This is a genomic window from Desulfofustis glycolicus DSM 9705 (assembly GCF_900130015.1).
Classification (GTDB): Bacteria; Desulfobacterota; Desulfobulbia; order Desulfobulbales; family Desulfocapsaceae; genus Desulfofustis; species Desulfofustis glycolicus.
This window is the reverse complement of sequence record NZ_FQXS01000013.1, coordinates 104,981-125,101: the sequence shown is the minus strand read 5'-3', so window position 1 is coordinate 125,101 and position 20,121 is coordinate 104,981. Positions and strand designations below refer to the sequence as shown.

The following is a 20,121-nucleotide window of genomic DNA, read 5'->3' as shown; positions in this document are numbered from 1 at the left end:
ACGTAGACATGCCTCGATATCGCGAAGACTCTCTCGGTAGGTGATTTGGGCAAAGGCCATGCACAAGAATTGATCGAGACAGGAGAACCTTCTTACCCTGCGCTCTCCTTGGTATTTGGCTACACACCGACGAAAGGTTGGCAATGGCATGAACTCCATAACCTGCTTGAAAATCAATTGTCCGGCAAACATGTGCGCCCCCCTCCAGGGTTTTGCCGAAGAATTTCCCTAGAAAGGGATCAGATTTCAAGTCGATTATGGTCATTTTGCCGTGAATGCTATATTAATACAAGATGTTACACCGAGTCGTTTGGCTCTTAACCGGACACTACTGGTATTGCATATTTTGCAATACAATATCACGACGAAATTCGTATTCCGATCTCGTTGTTTTTTTTATATGAAAATCGTTCTATCGGACTGGTTGGCTGTCCAGCAGGCTGCCTCTCGGAGAGCCGGCAGGACTGAGAATCAGGCCCGAAGGGCTGCGGACACGTTAAACCTGTCCCGCCGTTGATTGAGAATCAGCCGATCAGGCTGCAGCGCACCAGCCGGAAGAAGGACCGGCCGGCCCTGCCGACCATGATGCCAATGTTCATTGTTCGTTGTAACGTCCCGTCATGGGGCTAGAAAAGGGTCTATGGATATCAGAGAACTGGACCTCTTTGTCAACCTCGCTTCAAGTCTGCATTTCGGTCAGACGAGCCGGGTATGTAATATCACCCCTTCCGGGTTGACCAGGGCCATCCAGCGACTTGAACAGGAACTGGGAGAACCCCTGTTCCGGCGCGACAACCGCTCGGTCTCACTGACCAAGGCCGGTGAGATTTTCAAAGACTATGCCCTCGATGTGCTGCAACGTTACCGGAAGCTGAGGCAGCAACTGGCAACAGAACATGAGCTGCGCGGTACGCTGTCGCTGTACTGTTCGGTAACGGCAATCCTGTCGATCCTACCAGACATCATCAAGGGGGTTCGGCGCTCTTTTCCGGAAATCAACCTGAACCTGACCACCGGCGATGCGGCAATGGCCCTCGCCCACCTGGAAAACGGCGAGGCCGACATTACCATTGCCGCGGTTCCCGACCGGCTGCCGCGTCACATCGTCTTTCTGAAACTTCTGGAGACACCCCTTATTTTTATCGCTCCGCGGGAGACGAACAAGAACGGCCACTCGGCTGCTGTTCCCGATCTTCATTCGACGCCGATCGTCATGCCGGAACGGGGATTGAGCCGGGATCGGTGCGAACGCTGGTTTGGTGACAAGGGTATTACGCCGACGGTATACGCTTCTGTTGCCGGCAACGAAGCGTTGATCGCGATGGTCGCAATGGGTTGCGGCATCGGCGTCGTTCCCCGACTGGTCTTGGACAACAGCCCCCTGCAGCAGCGCATCACCGTGCTCAACGTCGAACCACCGCTCAAGCCCTTTACCGTCGGTGCCTGCACCACCAAGGCCGGTAAACGACTGCCGACCGTACAGACCTTCTGGCGTATCGCCGAACAGCATGCCACCAGACCTGAAAGGAGGTGTGATGACGACCATCCTGATAACCAATGACGATGGGATCCATAGTCGCGGATTGGAAGTCCTGCAGAAAACATTGGCCATCCTCGGACGGGTCGTGACCGTGGCCCCCGACCGGGACAACTCGGCCATTGCCCATGCCTTGACCATGAACCGTCCCCTGTGTCTTACCCGGCGCGCCGAGGACGTGTTTACCCTGGACGGCACCCCCACCGATTGCGTGGCCATCGCATTGAGTAAAGTCCTCGACGCACCCCCGGATCTGTTGGTCTCCGGCATCAACAACGGGGCTAATATCGGCGACGATATTTCCTATTCCGGCACCGTTTCCGCCGCCATCGAAGGAACTATGTATTCGGTACCATCCATGGCCGTCTCCCTGGTCGGCACACCGCCGTTCTCTTTTGCCGCCGCCGGTCCGATCGTTCGTGACCTGGCCGGCCGGATTCTGGACTACGGTCTGCCGGCCGACACCCTGATGAACGTCAATATCCCGCAGCAACGGCCTATCAAAGGGCTCAGGGTAACTCGGCAGGGACGACGTATCTGGAAACAGGCAGTCCAGGAAGTACACGACCCCTGGGGCCGCCTTCGTTTCTGGATCGGCGGCGGCACACCGCTACTCGATGCCGGCAAGGATACCGATGTGGATGCAGTGCATAACGGCTACGTCTCGGTAACCCCGATTCATCTAGACCTGACCAATCACGAGGGGATCAGCTATTTTCGCGAAGATCTCGACTTGGAGTCGTGGCTGCTGCCACCGACCGGCGACAGCGAAACAGGGGAATAAAACGAACTCAGACCAACGGTGCGAAGGAGGTGCAGGTCTCCGTGATTCGTGGTAGCATGACCTCGCTTGTCTTGTAACTCCTGTTGCTGGAGATCCGAACGAACAGAAAACCGGTATCGTGGTCGCCAGGGCTTGGGCGATGTTCCCTCCGGCTGCTGCTCTGAGGCCTGATTTGCAGATTGTCCGCCCCCTTCGGGACTGGTTCTGTGCCCCGCCGATTCCTCGCGATGCAGCAACCAGCGGAATTGGCCAGTCAGAAAACTGTTTTTTCAGGTAAAAACAATTAATTAAATGGAGTATGTCGATGCAGATCACCTGCCATGGCGCCGCCGGTTGTGTCACCGGTTCATGCCACCTCGTCGAAACCACCTCTGCTCGCCTGCTTATCGACTGCGGCATGTTCCAAGGAAACAAGTCGCTTAATCGACTGAACTTTGAGCCGTTTCCGTTTGACCCGCAGACGATCGATTTCGTCATCGTGACCCATGCCCATATCGATCATTGCGGCCTGCTGCCGAAACTTGTGAAACACGGCTTCAACGGGATCATTTACGCCAGTCCGCCAACCGCCGACCTGCTGCCGATCATGCTCGCCGACAGCGCCTATATCCAGGAAAAGGATACCGAACAGGAAAACAAGCGGCGTCTTCGGAAAGGAGAGCTGCCTCGCGAACCTCTGTACACTATGCAGCACGCTGACCAGGTGGGGAATCTGATTCACGTACTCCCTTACAACACGGCGCTGCAGGCCAACGAAGAGGTTACCTTCCGGCTCCGGGACGCCGGCCATGTCATCGGCTCTGCCATCGTCGAATTGTTTGTCAAAAACAGCACTGGCCGTGAGGAGAAAATCGTTTTTTCCGGGGATCTCGGACAAGACGACGTGCCGATTGTAGAAGATCCGACCAATATCTGGAACGGTGATCATGTCTTTATCGAGACAACCTACGGCGACCGTGTGCATATCACCTCGCAGTCACGCAAAGAGGAACTTTACGGTTATATCCAGTCAACCTTCCGGAAAGGCGGCAAGTTGTTGATTCCCTCTTTTGCGCTGGAACGCACCCAGGAGTTGCTGTATACCTTGAGCGAACTGAAAAACGAACAGGCCGACTTTCCGCCGATGAATATTTACCTGGACAGTCCGCTGGCAATCAAGATCACGGAAGTCTTCGAAAAACACCCTGACCATTACGATGAAGAGGCGCGGGCAAGAACAGATCAACCCTTCAGCTTTCCCGGCCTAATTTGCACACCATCCGTGGAGGAATCACGTAAAGTTAACGAGATGCAGGAGCCGGCTATCGTTATCGCCGGCAGCGGTATGTGCACGGCCGGTCGCATCCGGCACCATCTCAAGCATGGTATCTGGGATCCGAAGAACACCGTGCTCTTCGTCGGCTACCAGGCACCGGGAACGCTGGGTCGGTTCTTGCTGGACGGCGCCGAGGAAATCAAGATGATGGGCCTGTCCCTGGTCGTCAAAGCCGAGATAGCCCGAATCGGAGCCTTTTCGGCACATGCCGACCGGCACGGCCTCAATGACTGGCTGTCGGCCTTCAGGGAAAAACCACGAACGGTCTTTCTCATTCACGGTGAAGACGACGCCCGCCACACCTTCAGTGCGATATTGCAAAAAAAAGGGTTCACCACGGTGCTGCCGACAAAAGGGATGCCGCTCTTTTAAAAACGGCACCCTTTCGTTTTTCTTAAAACCGGTGGTGGCAGGGAAGAGAAATTTTATTGATTCCGCAGGACCCACTGTCCCTGCGCGTTCCGGCAGGCAGTGGTTATGGTGGTCTGCGGCTGACCGTCGATCACCGCCTGAATTTCGGCCTGCCGGCAGACCTGGTCTGTCGTCGGATGGGTATAGGCCGGTTGCGGGACGACCTGATAGTTATTGCCGTTATCTGGATTCACCCAACCTACCGGCTGCCCCGACCGGCCGTTCTCGTAAGCGTAGTTGAGTTGTTGACGGTCATACTTGTCCATCTCGTTGCCGACGATGTAACCGAGCATAGTGCCGATTGCCGCGCCGATCAGGGTGGCTTCGGTGCTGCGACCGATCGCCTGTCCTATCAACGCGCCGCCGACGGCACCGCCGACCGCCCCCTGTTGTCCCTTATAGGTATCGGCGCATGATGCTACCAACAGCATCATTGCCGCTACCATGGTAATGGCAATCACTCTCATAATTTCCTCCGACGACTTCGTTGTTTCTTCTGGTGATCGAACCTTTAGTTATCGCTCACAGTGCTGAAAAGATAATCAGTGTCCCGCCGGTGTCAACCAAAACGACTGGCATCATTCAGGAATTACTCGGCAGCCAAGCTGCTTCACATCCGGAACCTGAGCGGCGCAGCCCGGGGAAAAATTTCATTCCGCGAGAGCCGCGGCGATTTCCTCATGCATCCGGGCGATAACCTCCTGCGGGTCTGTCGCCCTGGTAATCGGGCGCCCGACCACCAGATAGTCGGCGCCACCGCTGATAGCTTGACCGGCGGTCATGACTCGTTTCTGGTCGTCAACTGTGCCCCTCTCTGTCTCCGCCGGCCGGATTCCCGGAGTCACCAGCACCGGACACTCACCAAGGTCCCCCCGCAACGCCCTCGCCTCGCGTGCCGATGAAACCACGCCGTCGCAACCGCCGGCCACGGCGATACGGGCTCGGCGGCGAACCAGTTCGACAACGTCCCCGGCCATGCCTAGTTCACGCAGGTCCTCTGCGGAAAAACTGGTCAACACAGTCACCGCCAGGAGCTTCATATCCCCCCGGGCCGCGACCGCCGCCTCAATAATCGATCGATCGCCGTGAATGGTCAAGAGACTGACGCCCCGATCGTTAACCTGGGCAACGGCGCGCTTCACCGTTTCAGGAATGTCATAGAATTTCAGATCGAGCATCACCTTATGGCCTCTGGCGATCAACCAATCCACCGTTGCGAACCAGTCGACCATAAACAATTCCAATCCGACCTTGAAAAACCCAACCTGCGCCTCACACCGCCGCACCATCTCCCGCGCCGTTGCCGCACGGTCAAAATCAAGCGCGACGATTAATCGCTCTCTGAGGTCAATACTCCGGTTCTTCATCTATGCCGCCCCCGCTCTCTGGTTTTTTTTAAGTTCCCTAAAAATGTACGCTCAATCCGGATGAGCCCGTTTTCAAATACCCCCTCATGACCAGCATGGAGTCAGTCCGATTCCTGTCAAGACGCAGCTCTGTTTCCACTGCAGTTTACCGGCGTTTCTGTTTGTCTGAATCAAGAATCTGGCGAACGAGCCTGGACAACTCAGACAAGCTGAATGGCTTCTGTAAAAATCCGCTGCACCCCTGTGCCATAACCTGCTCCATCTGTTTGTTCAAGGCATACCCGCTGGACAACACCACCGGTACATCCTGACTGATGTTGCGCAGCGTTGCAAGCGTCTCACCGCCGTCCATTCCAGGCATGATCAAATCGAGGATCACCAGATCTATGGTCTCCGACTGATGCTCCATGAGGGCAACAGCTGCCTGCCCACCTTGAGCAATCAAAACCCGATACCCCAATTGCTCCAGCATGGCCTGGCCAACTTCCAGGATCATGGTTTCATCATCGACCAGCAGGATAGTTTCCGATCCCTGTATCGAGGAAACGTCGTCGCGCTCTTCGGTAACCGGGGTCTTTTCCGACCAGGGCAGATACACGGTGAATACCGTGCCGCTTTTGACTTCGCTGTCGACGCCGATGAAACCGCCATGGTTACGGATAATACCATAAGCAGAAGCCAGCCCCAGTCCCGTTCCCCGGCTCTTTTCCTTGGTGGTGAAAAAGGGCTCGAAAATCCGTGGCATGATGGTTTGATCGATACCGATGCCGCTGTCGGCAACCGTAATAAGCGCATAACGGCCAGGCAGAACGCCATTGGCAGCACCGGCAGCTTCATCCAAGTCAGTAAGGGCGGTGGCGATTTGCAATTCGCCGCCGCGAGGCATGGCCTGCCAGGCATTGACATACATATTGAGCAGCACTTGTTCCAACTGTGCCTTGTCAACCTCGGCTACCGCCGGAACCGCAGAACAACGGATCGTTACGCGAATCTCTTTCCTGGTTCTGCCGAACAAGTCGGCACTGCTACGAACCAATTGACTGAGATCGATCGGTTGCGGCCGGTACTTGCCGCCTCGGGCAAAGCCGAGCAACTGTCGGGTCAGACCACCGGCGCTTTTCACGCACGCTTCAATGGCCCGGGCATGCTCCAACTGCTTTTCTCTCTTTTCTTCCACGTGGAGCAATTCCGCCCGTCCTTGGATAGCCATCAGCAGATTATTGAAATCGTGTGCTATGCCGCCGGCAAGGGTGCCAATCGCCTCCATTTTCTGAGCGTGCAGAAACGCGTTTTCCAATCGTTTCTGCTCGGTGATATCGCGGGCAAAATTGAGCGTTGCCGGCCGTCCGTTCCACTCGATCAGTACTGCACTCAGCTGAATGACCGTTTCCGTCTGCGCCTTGGTCAGCAAACGGAAGACATAATTCTGCGGCAAGCCGCCATCTCCCCGGAGACGTTTGCTATGGCGCTGGATTACCAGCTCGCGGTCTTCCGGATGGATAAAAAAAGTAAACGGTTGGGCCTTCAATTCCTGGTCGCTATAACCGATCATCGCAGCCGTCTGGTGATTGGCAAAAACGATCCGGCCGTCCTGGGCAATGAATATGGCATCATGCGCGTTTTCGATAAGCTGGCGATATTTCTCCTCGCTCTCACGAAGGGCTAGCTCAGCCCGCTTACGCTCGGTAATATCCCGCACGAAGGCGATAGTCAGCGACTGCTCGGCGGAGCCGGTAAAGGCCTTGAGACGAACCTCGGCATCAAAGTGCCGCCCATCGAGGCGGCGATGCCGCCACTCGAAAATCTGCAACGTTTCCGGGTTTGAGGCCCCGTGCGAAATCGCCTGAACCGCTTTCTCGGACCGAGAGCCATCGGGTTGCCGGGTCGGAGATACATCAACAACCGTCTTGCCGATGATATCCTGCCGACTGGCGGCAAAGATAAACAGAGTTGCCGGGTTGCAATCGACGAAATGTATGCCGTGCAACAGGAAAATTGCGTCGGGACTCGCTTCGAACAGGCTCCGATAGCGCTCCTGTTCCCGCCGGATAACCGCCGTCTGCGCACCGATTTGCTTCAAAAATGAATTAAATTCACCGGCCAGCCGGCCGAACTCGTCATCACCTTCGACCGGCAACGGTTCAGCGGTCCCCATCCGGGTGTTGAGATCGAGTTGCCGCACCATATTGCGTACCGGCCGAGTCAATCTCCCGCTGAGCAAAAAACTGACCAGAGCAAAAGCGACCACCAGGATCAGGATCGAACCGTAGACCACCAGTCGGGCCGCCCGTACAGGTGCCATGATTTCATCGAGGTAGGCGGAAGAGGCAACAACCCAACCATATTCGGGAATGCTCTCGAAAACGACGATCTTCCTGCGACCATCCGGGTCGCCCGGATTTTTCCATAGATATTCCATGCTGCCGGCACCCTCACGGAGCATCGCCCGAACAAAATCAACGGGTGCTTCCTGCTGCATGAAAAAGTTGAAATCGGACAGCTGCGGATGGATCAGCAGTTCACCTTCCTTGTTGAACAGGTAAGCATAACCGCTTTCCCCGAAACGCAGGGAGAGAATCACTTCAGTGAAATCACCGGGATTGAGCAACTCGGCAAACTCAGAACGATAACTCGATGCCGAAATAATCCAGTCCAACTCTTCGAAGTAGACCATGTACAAAGCCTTCGGGCGGGCCGAAGGCTCGTCGGGATTGCTCCAGTCGTACTCGATATACCCCTGTTTCCGATCAATTTGTTGACGGGCGAAGGCAAAGGAAGAAATATCCGAACCGACCAGTTCCCGATTGGGATGAACTTCAAGAATTCCCTGGGAGTTCAGGCAATAGATATATCCGGAGAGGCCCACCTGCTGACCCAGAAAGATCTCCTTCAACCGGCGGACAACTTCGTCGCGGGTCACCAGTCCCTGCTCGACGAGAGATAACTGCTGGCGGGCGATTTCAAGGTTTTTCTCAGCAATCGCCTGAAGGTGGTTACGGGTGGCAACCGAGGCACTGGCATGAACGGCATTATTCAGTACCCCGGTGGCATTGGTCAATTCATGCTTGACATCGTTTGTGATAAACGGAACCAACACCAGCTCGACGGAAAGCGTGAGCAGCAGCAGCGCCGGTATCAGGGCGGCAAGAAAAGAAAAAAAGATCCGGGAACGCATCGTTCCCCAAGCATATCCAGCCGGCATCGTCACAGGTAGTGCAGGGCAATTGGTTGATCTGATCTGCTCGATGCTCATCATAGCATATTATTTTGAGCAAACAGAACCGACAAGGCGAAAAACTGCGATGAACCGACCGCTGTTTGGATATGTCCCCGATAATGGTCGGAAACGATAAACATTTGTGGTAAACATAAACCTTATTCCACGGAAAAAACAAACAGACAGCATGTGATGCCCGGTACACCGTTCGCCTTTCTCTATCCTCTGATCTTGATTCTGCTTCTGGGCGCCTGCCAGCAGCTAGATTACTATCCGCCCAAGGAAGCCGAAGGTGGCTGGCGCACCACTTCCAACCACGCATTTATCAGGTCTTTGCAGCTCCTCCCGGATAAATTGGCAGAACTTGGGGAATACGGCCTTTCTGTAAAAAGCAGTGAAGTGTCCTCGGTGCTCGTCATCAAGGATGGTTGGCTCGTTGGTGAATGGTACAGCGCCCCACAGGGAAAAACGACTCGGATGTATGTTGCTTCCGTCGGCAAGTCGTTTGCCACCATCTGCTTCGGCATTGCAGAACAGGACAGTCGTACCGGCACGATTCCCTATCAATTATCCAAAAAATCGAACGTGTACGATCGCCGTTGGCTACCAATGGGCTTTCCGCTGTCCGATCCCCGCAAAAAGGAAATCACATTTGACCATATTTTTCGACAAACGTCTGGTATCACACCGGAAAACTCGACTGTCGAGAAAACTCGTCCCATCGAGATGGGGCGAAACCAATGGGACGATTACGTTGCCTGGGTCGTCGGTCACGACCCTGCCTGGCCGCAGACAGCCCGCCTTTTTTTCCCACCGGGACGCCCGGAACTATATCCAGGTCATGCCCGCTGGGGCGAGCATCGAGGAGCATACAGCAGCGTTGGTTACGCGCACATTGGCCTGGTCCTGGCCGAACTCTACCAGATGCCGGCTCATCAATTCCTGGAAACCAGGCTGCTGGAGCCGCTTGGCTTCAGTGGAATCGACTATGAAGAACCACCCGCCCCTCCTCACGTCAAATGGTTCAGCGCCGGCGGTTTGCACATGACGCCACGGGACTTTGCGCGCTTTGCCTACCTGCTCCTCCGCGAAGGGCGGTGGCGACAGCAGCAGCTGGTAGCAAAGCAATGGCTCCAGGAAATGACTTCGACGCCGTTTTATGAAAACCTGCGATCAAACAGTGACGGCTATTTAGGACAACACTACCCGCCTGACCTGCTCCGACTGTTCGGATCGGGAGGCAACTTCGCGTTCATTGTTCCGAGCCACGATTTGATCGTTTTGAAAACAGGCAGGATTGACAATCTGTTTCTCGAACGGCATATGCACGATTTCCTCAGGCGTACCTTCCTGATGATCCCCGGTTATGCCGTTGATCGAGCCCGGTAAAATCCGATCACCCCTGGAAAATGAAGAATTTCCGCACTGCGTAATTGATCATCACCGCTGTCACGATATTGGTTGCGAAGGCATAGGTCGTTAACATTCCGAATCGTCTGATAAGGACGCCCATCAGCGATGTGCCGAGGGCCACACTGATGCCGGAGACGAGGTAAAACAGACTTATCTCGACAAGAAAACCATGCCGCCCGCGTTCAAAGACCCACATGATGTTGGTCAGATATGCAACCATATTGGCAACCAGAAAAGCCATCGCATTGCTGATCATCGAGTTGCGCGCCCGCTGGTAATCATTGATCTCTCTGATCCGCAACCTCAATAGACGCACCGCATGGTCATGGGGCTGGAGGGCCGGGAAGATCTTCCAGGCTATCACGTGAAAGACGGCGATGTGAACGGCGGTTGCCAGACCGCCGGCCAGGGCGTACTTGATAAATTGAATAATTGTGTCATTTTCAGGCATTACTGACTCGCAATGAAACAGCAGATAACGAAGTGTCGGGACAAAAAACCAGACTACCTTCCGAAACGCAACATAATCTTTGCACCAGGCGAGTTAGGCGGCCCTCTGTCATCTTGTTCTTTTTTCTGGTCCGACCAACGTCGAATTTTCCTTTGATCTCTTGCTATTGTCCCATAGAATCAAGGCGGCTCCCGCAAATCAATACTCTGGAACTTTCCGTTTTGAACATTTTTTTGAGCAGTTAAACATGCGAAGTACTTCCATAGAGGCTCAACCAGCACCGGCTAACCATAAATAATTTGCAACACAAGTATAATTTTGGCTTAATCAGTGGAAAAACAGACTTGGTCATACCAGTTTGACTAGCTTCTTTTTGCTGTAAATCTCTATCCTTACCGGCAGAACCCGGGAAGGAAGCGAAAACATTAATCATTTTTTATAATTGAGATTGGCGGAACTGATTTCAATTTATCTTTACAAACAAAAAGCTACCCTATACTCTTGTGCCAGGACAAGGGACCATGATGCGGTCGTTTTTCCGGTTTCCGTTCGGCACAACACTCCCCATGGACGGTTGTGCTAAGACGGTGTTTCTTCTTTAGTTCAGCCGCATCCATTCTCAACCGGCGATCGCCGATGCAGCCGGTCCAGACCAGTTCCGCGAGAAACCGCTCCGATCGGTCGTTCAAACACAACCAAGGGGGAACGGCATGGCAGTCAAGATTTTTATCACCAGGAAGGGTATCGACAAGAACATCATCGAGTTGACGGTTCTGTTGAAAAAAATGCGCAGTCTGACGCTCAATCAGCCGGGCTATATCTATGGTGAAACCTTACGTAGAATCGACCAGCCCGACGAATGTGTCGTCATATCCACCTGGCGCTCCCGTGAAGATTGGGAGAATTGGCTCAACAGTCCTCAGCGTCAGAGCGTCCAGAGCGAGATCGATCTGTTGCTGGGAGATACTACCGAATATGCCGTTTACGAAGAGTAATCCGGCGAACCTCATCACGGCACCGAAACAAGAGGCAGGGAAACCAGATGATCATTGAAGGACTGAAGTTGATGGTTGTCGGCATGACAACCGTGTTGCTGTTTCTCATTCTGATGGTTGTGCTTATCCAAATCGTCGCCATGCTCACCAAAGGAGTCACGGCACGCGAACTGCAAGCGATCCAGGATGAGAGAGAGCGCTTGAGACAGGAAAAAGAGCGGCAAAAATCGGCAGCGGCAGCAGATCAGGACGAGGATATCGTCGTCATCACCGCCGCCATTGCCGCCTTTGAGGCGGAACGAGCGACGGCGCTGCGCTGAACAGAGAAGCGAAAGCGACTATCATCCGTCAGCCGGCATGGTTGACATAACCTAACGCAAGGAGAAGTACGGTGGGTAAAAAAGTAATCAAATTCATGGATACGTCTTTTCGGGACGGATTTCAGTCAGTTTTCGGCGCACGGGTGTTGACCGATGATTTTCTGCCCGCTCTGCAGGCCAGTGTCGATGCCGGTATCACCCATCTCGAAGCCGGCGGTGGTGCACGTTTTCAAAGCCTTTTCTTCTATTGCGGCGAATCGGCCTTCGACATGATGGATCGTTTCCGCGAAAAAGTCGGCCCCGCCACCAATCTGCAGACCCTGGCCCGCGGCATCAATGTCGTGGCCCTCAGCCAGCAGCCCCGGGACATGATCGATCTGCATGCCAAGATGTTCAAGAAACATGGCATGACCACGATCCGCAACTTCGATGCGCTCAACGACATGCACAACCTCGAATATTCCGGCGAGCGGATCGCCCACCACGGGTTGCAACACCAGATCGTCGTGACCATCATGGATCTGCCGCCCGGCTGCACCGGCGCCCATACACCGGAGTTCTACCTCGAGCGTCTGAAAGTGATCCTTGACTCGGATATCCCGTTTCATTCCATCTGCTTCAAAGACGCAACCGGGACGGCCAATCCGAGAAAAGTCTACGACACGTTCAAAGGCGCCCGGAAAATGGTTTCCGACGATACCATCCTCTGGTTCCACACCCATGATACCGCCGGTATCGGTATCTCCCAGAACCTGGCAGCCGTCGAAGGCGGCGCAGACGGTATCGATCTGGCCAAGAGCCCGGTCAGCGGCGGCACCTGCCAGCCCGATATCCTGTCGATGATGCACGTTCTGAAAGGCACCGATTTCACGCTCGATCTCGACTATGAAAAAATTCTCTTGGCCGAAGAGGCGTTCGAGGACGCGATGAAAGACTATTTCTTTCCGCCGGAAGCGAAAATGGTCTCGCCGACGATCACCCTGTCGCCGATGCCCGGCGGCGCCTTGACGGCCAACACGATGATGATGCGCGACACCAATACACTGCATCTTTATCCGGCAGTCATCAAAGAGATGGCCAACGTCATCCGGCTCGGTGGTTTTGGCTCATCGGTCACCCCCGTTTCCCAGTTCTATTTCCAGCAGGCCTATATGAACGTTACCCAGGGCCCGTGGAAGGTGATCAACCAGAACTACGGCAACATGGTCCTCGGCTACTTCGGCAAGACACCGACACCGCCGGATCCGGAAATCGTCAAGCTCGCTTCCGAACAACTCGGCAAACCGGTCTTCACCGACGATCCACTCGATATCCTAGAACCGGGTATTCCGAAAGCGACGAAAATCCTCGAAGAAAACAACCTGCCGGTTACCGACGAGAACCTCTTTATCATTGCCAGTTGTGAGCAGAAAGGACTGGATTACCTGCTCGGCAATGCCAAAGTCAACGTTCGCAAGAAGAGTGACGAAGAAGCGCCGGCCAAACCTGCCGCCAAAGCAAAAGCGGCAGCTGCCCCGGCCCCGTCCGGACCGCGCTCCTACTCCATCACTGTCAACAATCGTAGCTACGACGTCGTCGTTGCCGAGGGTAGCGGCGCCGTTCAGGCCACCCCGGCACAACCGGCTGCATCAGCCGCTCCCGCCGCTGAACCGGCCGGTGGCGGCACTGAAGTCGAAGCACCGACTCCGGGCAATGTCGTCAAGATTCTCGTTAAGGTCGGCGATTCGGTCACCAAGGATCAGCCCCTGCTGGTCCTGGAAGCGATGAAAATGGAGTCTGAGGTCAAATCTCCCTGTGATGGAAAAATTGTCGCCATCGAGGTATCGGCGGGAGACACGGTGCAGGCATCGGATCACCTTTTCACCATTGGCTGACCAGGCAGATACTGCTCTTCCCGTTGTCGTGGCGGGCCTTAGCCCGCCACGACTGGCATTGTTTGAATGATGGAATCATTATGAAAATCAAAACAATTCTGCTCATACTGCTTGGCTTCTGCACCTTTGCGGGAGCCCCCGTCCAGGCGACCGAAGATGGTGTGGTCATCGCGTCGCCTTCCGACGCCAAGGTGATTCGCATAGACATTGCCCCCGGACGATCCGTTTATAGCGGGGATATCCTCGTTGTTTTAAAAGACGCCGACGGAACCATCACCGAACTCAAAGCGGGGACCGCCGGCATCATCGAGTCTCTCTCTGTCGAACCCTACCAGAAGGTTAAACAGGGCGAGCAGATCGGCATCATCACCCCGTCTGTCGTCGTTGCCGAACGGCCGCTGGCCCTGGCCAGTCATGAGTTGCCCGACATCGGCAAGCTGGTCGGCAACCTGTTCCGGACCACCGGTGTTTACGGTATCATCGACGGACAATTGGAGCGCGACTGGACCGTCGGCATCGGCAGAATCCTGATGATCTGTGTCGGTCTGATACTGCTCTATCTCGGAATCTTCAAGCAATTTGAACCGCTGCTGCTGATCCCCATCGGCTATGGCGCGATCCTGGCCAATATTCCGCTGGCCGGCATTGCCGAGCCGGGGGGAATCCTTCACTACATCTACGAAGTCGGCATCGTCACCGGCATTTTTCCGTTGCTGATCTTCATGGGTGTCGGGGCCCTGACCGATTTCGGGCCGATGATCGCCAACCCAAAGACCATTTTGCTCGGCGGCGCTGCGCAGATCGGTATTTTCGCCACCCTTCTCGGCGCACTGTCACTGTCCGAATTCGTTCCAGGGATCGCCTTTTCCCTTCGGGACGCCGCTTCAATCGGTATTATCGGCGGTGCTGACGGACCGACGGCGATATTTCTATCCAGCCAGCTGTCACCGCGACTGCTCGGTTCGATAGCCATTGCCGCGTATTCCTACATGGCCCTGGTGCCGATTATCCAGCCCCCAATCATGAAATGGCTGACGTCCAAGGAAGAACGACAGATCAAAATGGTGCAGATGCGCCATGTCTCGAAGCTGGAGAAAATCATCCTGCCGCTGCTGGTCCTCGGCATCTGCGCACTGCTGCTACCCACCGCGGCACCGCTGATTGGCATGTTCATGGTCGGCAACCTGGCCAAGGAGTGCGGGGTTATCGACCGTTTGTCCGATACGATCAAGGGTCCGCTGATGTATACCGTGACCATCTTCCTCGGCCTCGGTGTCGGCAGCAAGCTCTCTGCCGACAAGTTTCTCAACCTGGAAACTCTCGGCATCCTGGTCCTTGGCATCGTTGCTTTTTCCATCGGTACCGCCGGTGGTGTCCTGATGGCCAAACTGATGAACAAGCTGTCCAAGACCCAGGTAAATCCTTTGATCGGCGCCGCCGGCGTTTCCGCCGTGCCGATGGCCGCCCGTGTGGTCAACAAGGTGGGCCTGGAAGCAAATCCGCAGAACCACCTGATCATGCACGCCATGGGCGCCAACGTTTCAGGCGTTATCGGCTCCGCGGTGGCTGCCGGAGTATTGCTCGCACTGTTGTAACAGCGTCTTTTTTAACAGCACGCCTGAACAGCCCGGAGCGATTTTCGCTCCGGGCTGTTCTTGTCTGATCCCGGCACATCTGGTAAAAATCAGCAACATGCCAGTATGAACCGAACATAACCAGGGGGAGAAGAAAACAGATGATCACTGTCAGTGATGAAGCGTTGCCTCACCTCGCCCAACTCGTGGTCGCCGAAGGCGGCGCCGGATCGGCAATCAGAATTGCCGTTATTGGCGGTATCGCCGGCCCGGGCCTCGGACTCGTCGTCGATTCAGCGGGTGAAACCGACGAGACGGTCCTTCTCGAGGACCTCGCCATAATCATCGATCGACAGCTGTATGCCTTTTGCCAAAACATCCTCATCGATTTCAGGGAGGGTCAACCGGAGGGGTGTGCCGGTAAAAGCGGGGCCGGCTTCCTGATCATACCGGACCAGCCGATCAATCTTTAGGGAACCTTGAAAAAATGTCATTCCGTCCAATCTCATCGTTGCGCAATCAAATTTTATCCTCGGAATATCATGTATATGCCTGCGGTAAAATTTTCTTGCGCGCCTCGATCTAAAACGGAATTCCGAATTTTTCAAGCTCCCCTTTAGGCGTCCGAATCGGATATGCCCGGCCGATCACCAGGCGATACTCCGGAACGGAGGACACAGCCGCTCAGCTAATCGCTTTGTTGACGATATCTCGGTCGAAGTAATTGACAGACATGCCCCCGTCGACGACGACGGTCTGGCAGGTGATGCCCGAAGAGCGTCGGGACAGCAGAAAAACAGCGGTATCAGCCACTTCCTGAGTGGTCAGGGCACGCTTGCGCAGCATGGCCTTCTCGGCAAACAGATAGCTGTCGATATAGCCGGGGATCCCGGCAGATGACGATGTCTTCAGCAAAGACGGAGCCACTGCATTGAAGCGGATGCGGGAAAAATCGGCGAAACTCTTAGCCAGAAAACAAAGTGAAGAATCAAGGGCCGCCTTGATCGGGGCCATGTAGCCGTAATTGACTGCGGCCATCCGCGTTGTAGAAATTGACACGGTCACCACCGAGCCATCGATGTCGAGCAGGTTTTTGAAGTGATTGGCAATGGAAATCAACGAAAAGCAGGATATCGTCGCGGCCTGCAGGAAATCTCGGCGCTTCGTCTCGTGAAACGGTTTGATACCGTCCGAGTAGTTGGCGTAGGCAATCGAATGAACCAGCCCATCGACGCGGCCCCCCGATGCAGCTTCGATCCACTCGGCTATCTCATCCCGGACCCGGGCAATCTGTTCTTCCTCTTCAACATCGCAGAAAAAAACCGGACTGCCCGGGAAAAGTGCATTTGCCGCTTTTTTTCGCTTCTCCGAGTGGACCACCAGCATAACCTCGGCGCCCTGCTCCAGCAGGTTTGCAGCGATGACGGCAGCAATTGATTTCTTGTTGGCCAGTCCGAACACAACATAGCGTTTTCCGGCCATCTCCAGAAAGTCCTTCACATGCTCTCTCCTTTGTTCTACGGGGCTTACCATCATACAATACCGGTTGCCGGGAAACAAGCGTCCAGCCCTCTGCTGAGGAATCTTTCGGGGAGCTTGGAAAATTTGAAATTTCGTTCAAGATCGAGGCATGCAAGAAAATTTCACCGCAGGCATATTATGCTGAGGATAAAATTTGATTGCTCAACGATGAGATTAGGCGAAATGGCAATTTTGCACGGTTCCCTTTCATCTCCACGACATGGAGGTGGTCGTCATTTCACGGTAGCAATAGTGCACCTGCTGCGGTAGTCTGGTTTCTTGGCTGCCCCCAAGAACAGCGTAAAGCCGCGCCTCGACCGGCAGAGCCGGCCAGCCTTTCCAACCACGACGTTGATTTTAGTACTTCGTTGTGATTCCCCATCATGGGGGATATATAATACCCGGTACGCCATGAGGAAGATAACCATGAAACCAGTCGATCGCCCCGATCAGGTCAAGAACTTCGTCCAGCAAACCCTGGGTTGCGGTTGTCCCGAACCGGTGTTTCAGTCCATGCTCACCGATACCTTTACGCCGGCCGAACTGGTGTCGGTTGTCGTCACAAGGTTGCTGATCGGCCAGCGGTTGCTCGTCTATCTCGTCCACCCTGGCAACGCAGGGCCGCCAATGAAAGACCTGCTCGCTGCGCTGACGGCCTGCGGCCGAGAGGAACGGGAACGGTGCGGCTACAACCGGCTCCGCCTGGTGGTGGTCACCGGAGAAGAGTGCTATCCGGCGTTGGAACGTTCCTTCTCTGAGCTTCAGGGTGAGGATGATCGACTTTTCCTTCATCTCCTCACCTCCCGTGATTCGGCACTGGCCGCTACCGGGTTACTCTCCTCCCACCCATGACCGGCCATTCCCCACCCATCGCAGCATCAGCCCGCCACCAGGCCCTGGAGTTGATCTACGAGATATTCGACGAGTGGGCGGCGCAGTGGGCGTTTGCCTGCCGGCCGGGATGCGCCGTCTGCTGTACGCACGGGGTAACCCTCAGCGAATCGGAGGGCGAGAGAATCCTTTCCTTTCTGAGGCAAACCGGCCGCGAGTTATGGTTGATTGACCGGCTTGGCGGACTGCCGCTTCCGGCAGCGCCGTCCTGCACGACCAACGAATTTGCCCGGGCTTGCCTGGAGCAGAATGACATCGATCCCGGCCACGGCATCTTCTCCGGCACGTGTCCACTGCTGCAGGACGACCGCTGCTCTGTTTATTCGTTCCGGCCCTTCGCCTGTCGCTGCTTCGTCTCCACCGTCACCTGCCAACCGGGCCGGGAAGCGGTGCTCCCGTCGGCTTACCTGACGGCGAGTACCGCAGTCGGACAGTTGATCGAACACCTCGACCAGGGGCGCCTGTGGGGCACGATGATCGCCCTGCTCCAGCACTTGACGATGCAACCACCCGGGCCAACAGGGAGCGGAGTGATCCGGAAACGACAGGAAGACGGAGCGCCGGGACTGCTCACCGCCCGATCGCTTCCCGGATTTCTGCTTGCAGAAGAAGATTACCCCCATGTCGCCCCGCTGCTGGAAACCATTTTACACACGCCTCTGGGCGAGGGCACCATCGAGGATCTGCTCAACAACAGCTCATGTTTCTGAACGAATCCTAAATGTTCAAGGACAAGGGCCTATCCGCGTGCCGTTACTCTTGGTAGTTATCGTCACCGGCCCGCCCGGTGTGTCCATGGTCGTCGTAAATACTCCGGAAAAGCTGTCGTTCTGGTAGGTTATCCGGCCGGTACCGGTGGCCTTTGTGCCCTGTTGATCACAGGTCATGGCCCAGGAAACGGTATTGCCGCTGGTCTTCAAGTCACTGATCGAGCAGCCGCTGCCAACCATGTCCGCTGAAACCGGATCCTGCTCGGTCAGGCACTGCACGGTTTGCTGGGCCGGCATGGCCGGCATCCCCGGTATTTCAGCAGTCGACGTAATTTGATACTGTCCCGGCTGAAAGTCGAGGGCCTTCGCCCCGACGGCCGGCAACAGGCACCAGACAACACCGATCGCCATCAGTAATTTTCCCATAATCAACACCTCCCGGATAGTAAGAGACCTACCAGCTCGCAATACATGCGCTCCATGAATCCATGCGCCGGCGCGGCAAAAAAGATGTCTCAAGACTACCCATTTTCGTTCGCCGCGGCAATGGCTATCGGGGTAACGTTAGTTCGCCGGTGGCAACCGCTTGCTAAAAAAAACTGCTCCGATAATCACCATAGCCTTCCTCCTCAAGGCGGTCTACCGGAACAAAGCGCAGGGCGGCCGAGTTGATGCAGTAGCGCTTGTTGGTGGGTGGCGGGCCGTCGGAAAAGACATGGCCGAGATGCGAGTCGGCCTGGCGAGAACGCACTTCGGTGCGCAGCATGAAGTGTGAGATATCACGCCGCTCGACAATATTGTCTGGCTCTACCGGCCGGGTGAAACTGGGCCAGCCGGTACCGGAATCAAACTTGTCGCGTGAGCTGAACAGCGGCTCTCCGGAAACGATATCGACATAGAGTCCCTCCTCCTTGTTATTCCAGAACTCATTGTCGAAGGGCGGTTCGGTGCCTTTTTTCTGAGTCACCTGGTATTGCATCGGCGTCAACAACTCTCGCAGCTCTTTATCACTTGGTTTACGGAACGGTGCCGTCCCCTCGCCACCGCTCTTCCACACCTTTTCCTGAAACGCCTGCCGCCCTGAGCCAGCCTTATACATCGAATAGTGCACAACATTTTTCCGATAATAATCCTGATGATACACCTCAGCTTCGTAGAACGGTTGTGCCGGCAAGATCTCCGTCACCACCGGCCGCTTGAATAGACCAGAGGCATCAAGATCCGCCTTTGACTGCTCGGCAACAGCCCGCTGATCTTCGGTGGTATAAAAGATGGCCGTCCGGTAGTGGGTTCCCCGGTCGGCAAACTGGCCTCCGTCATCGGTCGGATCGATCTGTCGCCAGAACGTCTCGACCAGTTCCCGATAAGAGATCCGGCCGGGATCGTAGCGGACCCTGACCGCTTCATAGTGACCGGTAGCACCGGTGGACACTTTGGCGTACTCGGCATCTTCGGCAGCCCCGCCGGTATAGCCGGCAACGACATCGATAACACCGTCGAGCTGTTCAAAGGGCGGCTCCATACACCAGAAGCAACCGCCGCCAAAGAGCGCGGTCTCCTCTTCCGCTTTGGTTGCCGTCCGATCGGCGGCGTATACCGTCGTACCAATGCCCAACAACAAGATTGCCATCATAAGGCTGTTCATCGCCCGCTCCTTTTTGAGAATTATTCCTACATTTGAAAAGATAGGCACGACCACGGCCGCAGACAAGAGCTCCGCCGCTCCGTTAATCTTTTCCCG

Annotated in this window: 19 protein-coding genes; 11 read left to right on the top strand and 8 right to left on the bottom strand. The window is 55.3% G+C overall.

Annotation, left to right across the window (positions count from 1 at the left end):
- Nucleotides 1-192 (bottom strand): DUF4372 domain-containing protein (locus BUC26_RS11980; RefSeq protein WP_143165994.1); only part of this gene is annotated, 192 nt, incomplete at its 3' end.
- A gap of 448 nt (nt 193-640) precedes the next feature.
- Here BUC26_RS11980 and ilvY point away from each other — a divergent pair.
- The 3 genes from ilvY (at nt 641) to BUC26_RS11965 (ending at nt 4,008) form a co-directional block, all read left to right on the top strand.
- Nucleotides 641-1,561 carry an HTH-type transcriptional activator IlvY gene (gene ilvY / locus BUC26_RS11975; protein WP_073376315.1) on the top strand — a complete coding sequence of 307 codons (921 nt, stop codon included), beginning with the start codon at nt 641-643 and terminating at the stop codon, nt 1,559-1,561.
- The gene (surE, locus tag BUC26_RS11970; RefSeq protein ID WP_073376313.1) at nt 1,536-2,321 is read left to right on the top strand and encodes a 5'/3'-nucleotidase SurE; all 786 of its coding nucleotides are present in this window, start codon (nt 1,536-1,538) and stop codon (nt 2,319-2,321) included. The genes ilvY and surE overlap by 26 nt, the downstream gene beginning before the upstream one ends.
- 304 nt (nt 2,322-2,625) lie before the next feature.
- Nucleotides 2,626-4,008 carry an MBL fold metallo-hydrolase RNA specificity domain-containing protein gene (locus BUC26_RS11965; RefSeq protein WP_073376311.1) on the top strand — a complete coding sequence of 461 codons (1,383 nt, stop codon included), beginning with the start codon at nt 2,626-2,628 and terminating at the stop codon, nt 4,006-4,008.
- 53 nt (nt 4,009-4,061) lie between these two features.
- On the opposite strand, the gene BUC26_RS11960 is transcribed toward BUC26_RS11965, so the two are convergent.
- The 3 genes from BUC26_RS11960 to BUC26_RS11950 form a co-directional block, all read right to left on the bottom strand.
- The gene (locus BUC26_RS11960) at nt 4,062-4,514 is read right to left on the bottom strand and encodes a glycine zipper domain-containing protein (protein WP_084540621.1); all 453 of its coding nucleotides are present in this window, start codon (nt 4,512-4,514) and stop codon (nt 4,062-4,064) included.
- 183 nt (nt 4,515-4,697) lie between these two features.
- Nucleotides 4,698-5,414 (bottom strand): orotidine-5'-phosphate decarboxylase, encoded by a 717-nt coding sequence (gene pyrF / locus BUC26_RS11955; protein WP_073376307.1) that lies wholly within the window; start codon nt 5,412-5,414, stop codon nt 4,698-4,700.
- 145 nt (nt 5,415-5,559) lie between these two features.
- On the bottom strand, nt 5,560-8,616 hold the full coding sequence (locus BUC26_RS11950) for a PAS domain S-box protein (RefSeq protein WP_161949846.1): 3,057 nt from the start codon (nt 8,614-8,616) through the stop codon (nt 5,560-5,562).
- A 207-nt stretch (nt 8,617-8,823) separates the two neighbouring features.
- Here BUC26_RS11950 and BUC26_RS11945 point away from each other — a divergent pair, with 207 nt between their 5' ends.
- On the top strand, nt 8,824-10,020 hold the full coding sequence (locus BUC26_RS11945; protein ID WP_073376304.1) for a serine hydrolase domain-containing protein: 1,197 nt from the start codon (nt 8,824-8,826) through the stop codon (nt 10,018-10,020).
- Nucleotides 10,021-10,027: 7 nt separating this feature from the next.
- Here the strand turns inward: BUC26_RS11945 and BUC26_RS11940 are convergent, their stop codons facing one another.
- Nucleotides 10,028-10,495 (bottom strand): GtrA family protein, encoded by a 468-nt coding sequence (locus tag BUC26_RS11940; protein WP_073376302.1) that lies wholly within the window; start codon nt 10,493-10,495, stop codon nt 10,028-10,030.
- A gap of 710 nt (nt 10,496-11,205) precedes the next feature.
- On the opposite strand from BUC26_RS11940, the gene BUC26_RS11935 reads away from it, so the two are divergent.
- The 5 genes from BUC26_RS11935 (at nt 11,206) to BUC26_RS11915 (ending at nt 15,731) form a co-directional block, all read left to right on the top strand.
- Nucleotides 11,206-11,490 carry an antibiotic biosynthesis monooxygenase family protein gene (locus BUC26_RS11935; protein WP_073376300.1) on the top strand — a complete coding sequence of 95 codons (285 nt, stop codon included), beginning with the start codon at nt 11,206-11,208 and terminating at the stop codon, nt 11,488-11,490.
- Nucleotides 11,491-11,537: 47 nt separating this feature from the next.
- Complete coding sequence (locus BUC26_RS11930) at nt 11,538-11,810, top strand: OadG family protein (protein ID WP_073376298.1); 273 nt, start codon at nt 11,538-11,540, stop codon at nt 11,808-11,810.
- Between the two features lie 71 nt (nt 11,811-11,881).
- Entirely contained in the window at nt 11,882-13,684 is a 1,803-nt protein-coding gene (locus tag BUC26_RS11925) for a biotin/lipoyl-containing protein (RefSeq protein WP_073376296.1), read from the top strand.
- Nucleotides 13,685-14,160: 476 nt separating this feature from the next.
- Complete coding sequence (locus tag BUC26_RS11920; protein WP_425267081.1) at nt 14,161-15,279, top strand: sodium ion-translocating decarboxylase subunit beta; 1,119 nt, start codon at nt 14,161-14,163, stop codon at nt 15,277-15,279.
- 140 nt (nt 15,280-15,419) lie between these two features.
- The gene (locus tag BUC26_RS11915) at nt 15,420-15,731 is read left to right on the top strand and encodes a hypothetical protein (protein WP_073376295.1); all 312 of its coding nucleotides are present in this window, start codon (nt 15,420-15,422) and stop codon (nt 15,729-15,731) included.
- 211 nt (nt 15,732-15,942) lie between these two features.
- Here the strand turns inward: BUC26_RS11915 and BUC26_RS11910 are convergent, their stop codons facing one another.
- On the bottom strand, nt 15,943-16,740 hold the full coding sequence (locus BUC26_RS11910) for an enoyl-ACP reductase FabI (protein WP_425267080.1): 798 nt from the start codon (nt 16,738-16,740) through the stop codon (nt 15,943-15,945).
- A gap of 465 nt (nt 16,741-17,205) precedes the next feature.
- Between BUC26_RS11910 and BUC26_RS11905 the strand changes: the two genes are divergently transcribed.
- Entirely contained in the window at nt 17,206-17,631 is a 426-nt protein-coding gene (locus tag BUC26_RS11905) for a hypothetical protein (protein ID WP_073376292.1), read from the top strand.
- Nucleotides 17,628-18,380 carry a YkgJ family cysteine cluster protein gene (locus tag BUC26_RS11900; RefSeq protein ID WP_073376283.1) on the top strand — a complete coding sequence of 251 codons (753 nt, stop codon included), beginning with the start codon at nt 17,628-17,630 and terminating at the stop codon, nt 18,378-18,380. Before BUC26_RS11905 ends, BUC26_RS11900 begins: the two co-directional genes overlap by 4 nt.
- Before the next feature lie 15 nt (nt 18,381-18,395).
- On the opposite strand, the gene BUC26_RS11895 is transcribed toward BUC26_RS11900, so the two are convergent.
- Entirely contained in the window at nt 18,396-18,806 is a 411-nt protein-coding gene (locus BUC26_RS11895; protein ID WP_073376281.1) for a DUF3617 domain-containing protein, read from the bottom strand.
- Nucleotides 18,807-18,969: 163 nt separating this feature from the next.
- Nucleotides 18,970-20,025 (bottom strand): peptide-methionine (R)-S-oxide reductase MsrB, encoded by a 1,056-nt coding sequence (gene msrB / locus BUC26_RS11890; RefSeq protein ID WP_143165993.1) that lies wholly within the window; start codon nt 20,023-20,025, stop codon nt 18,970-18,972.
- Nucleotides 20,026-20,121: the final 96 nt, after the last annotated feature.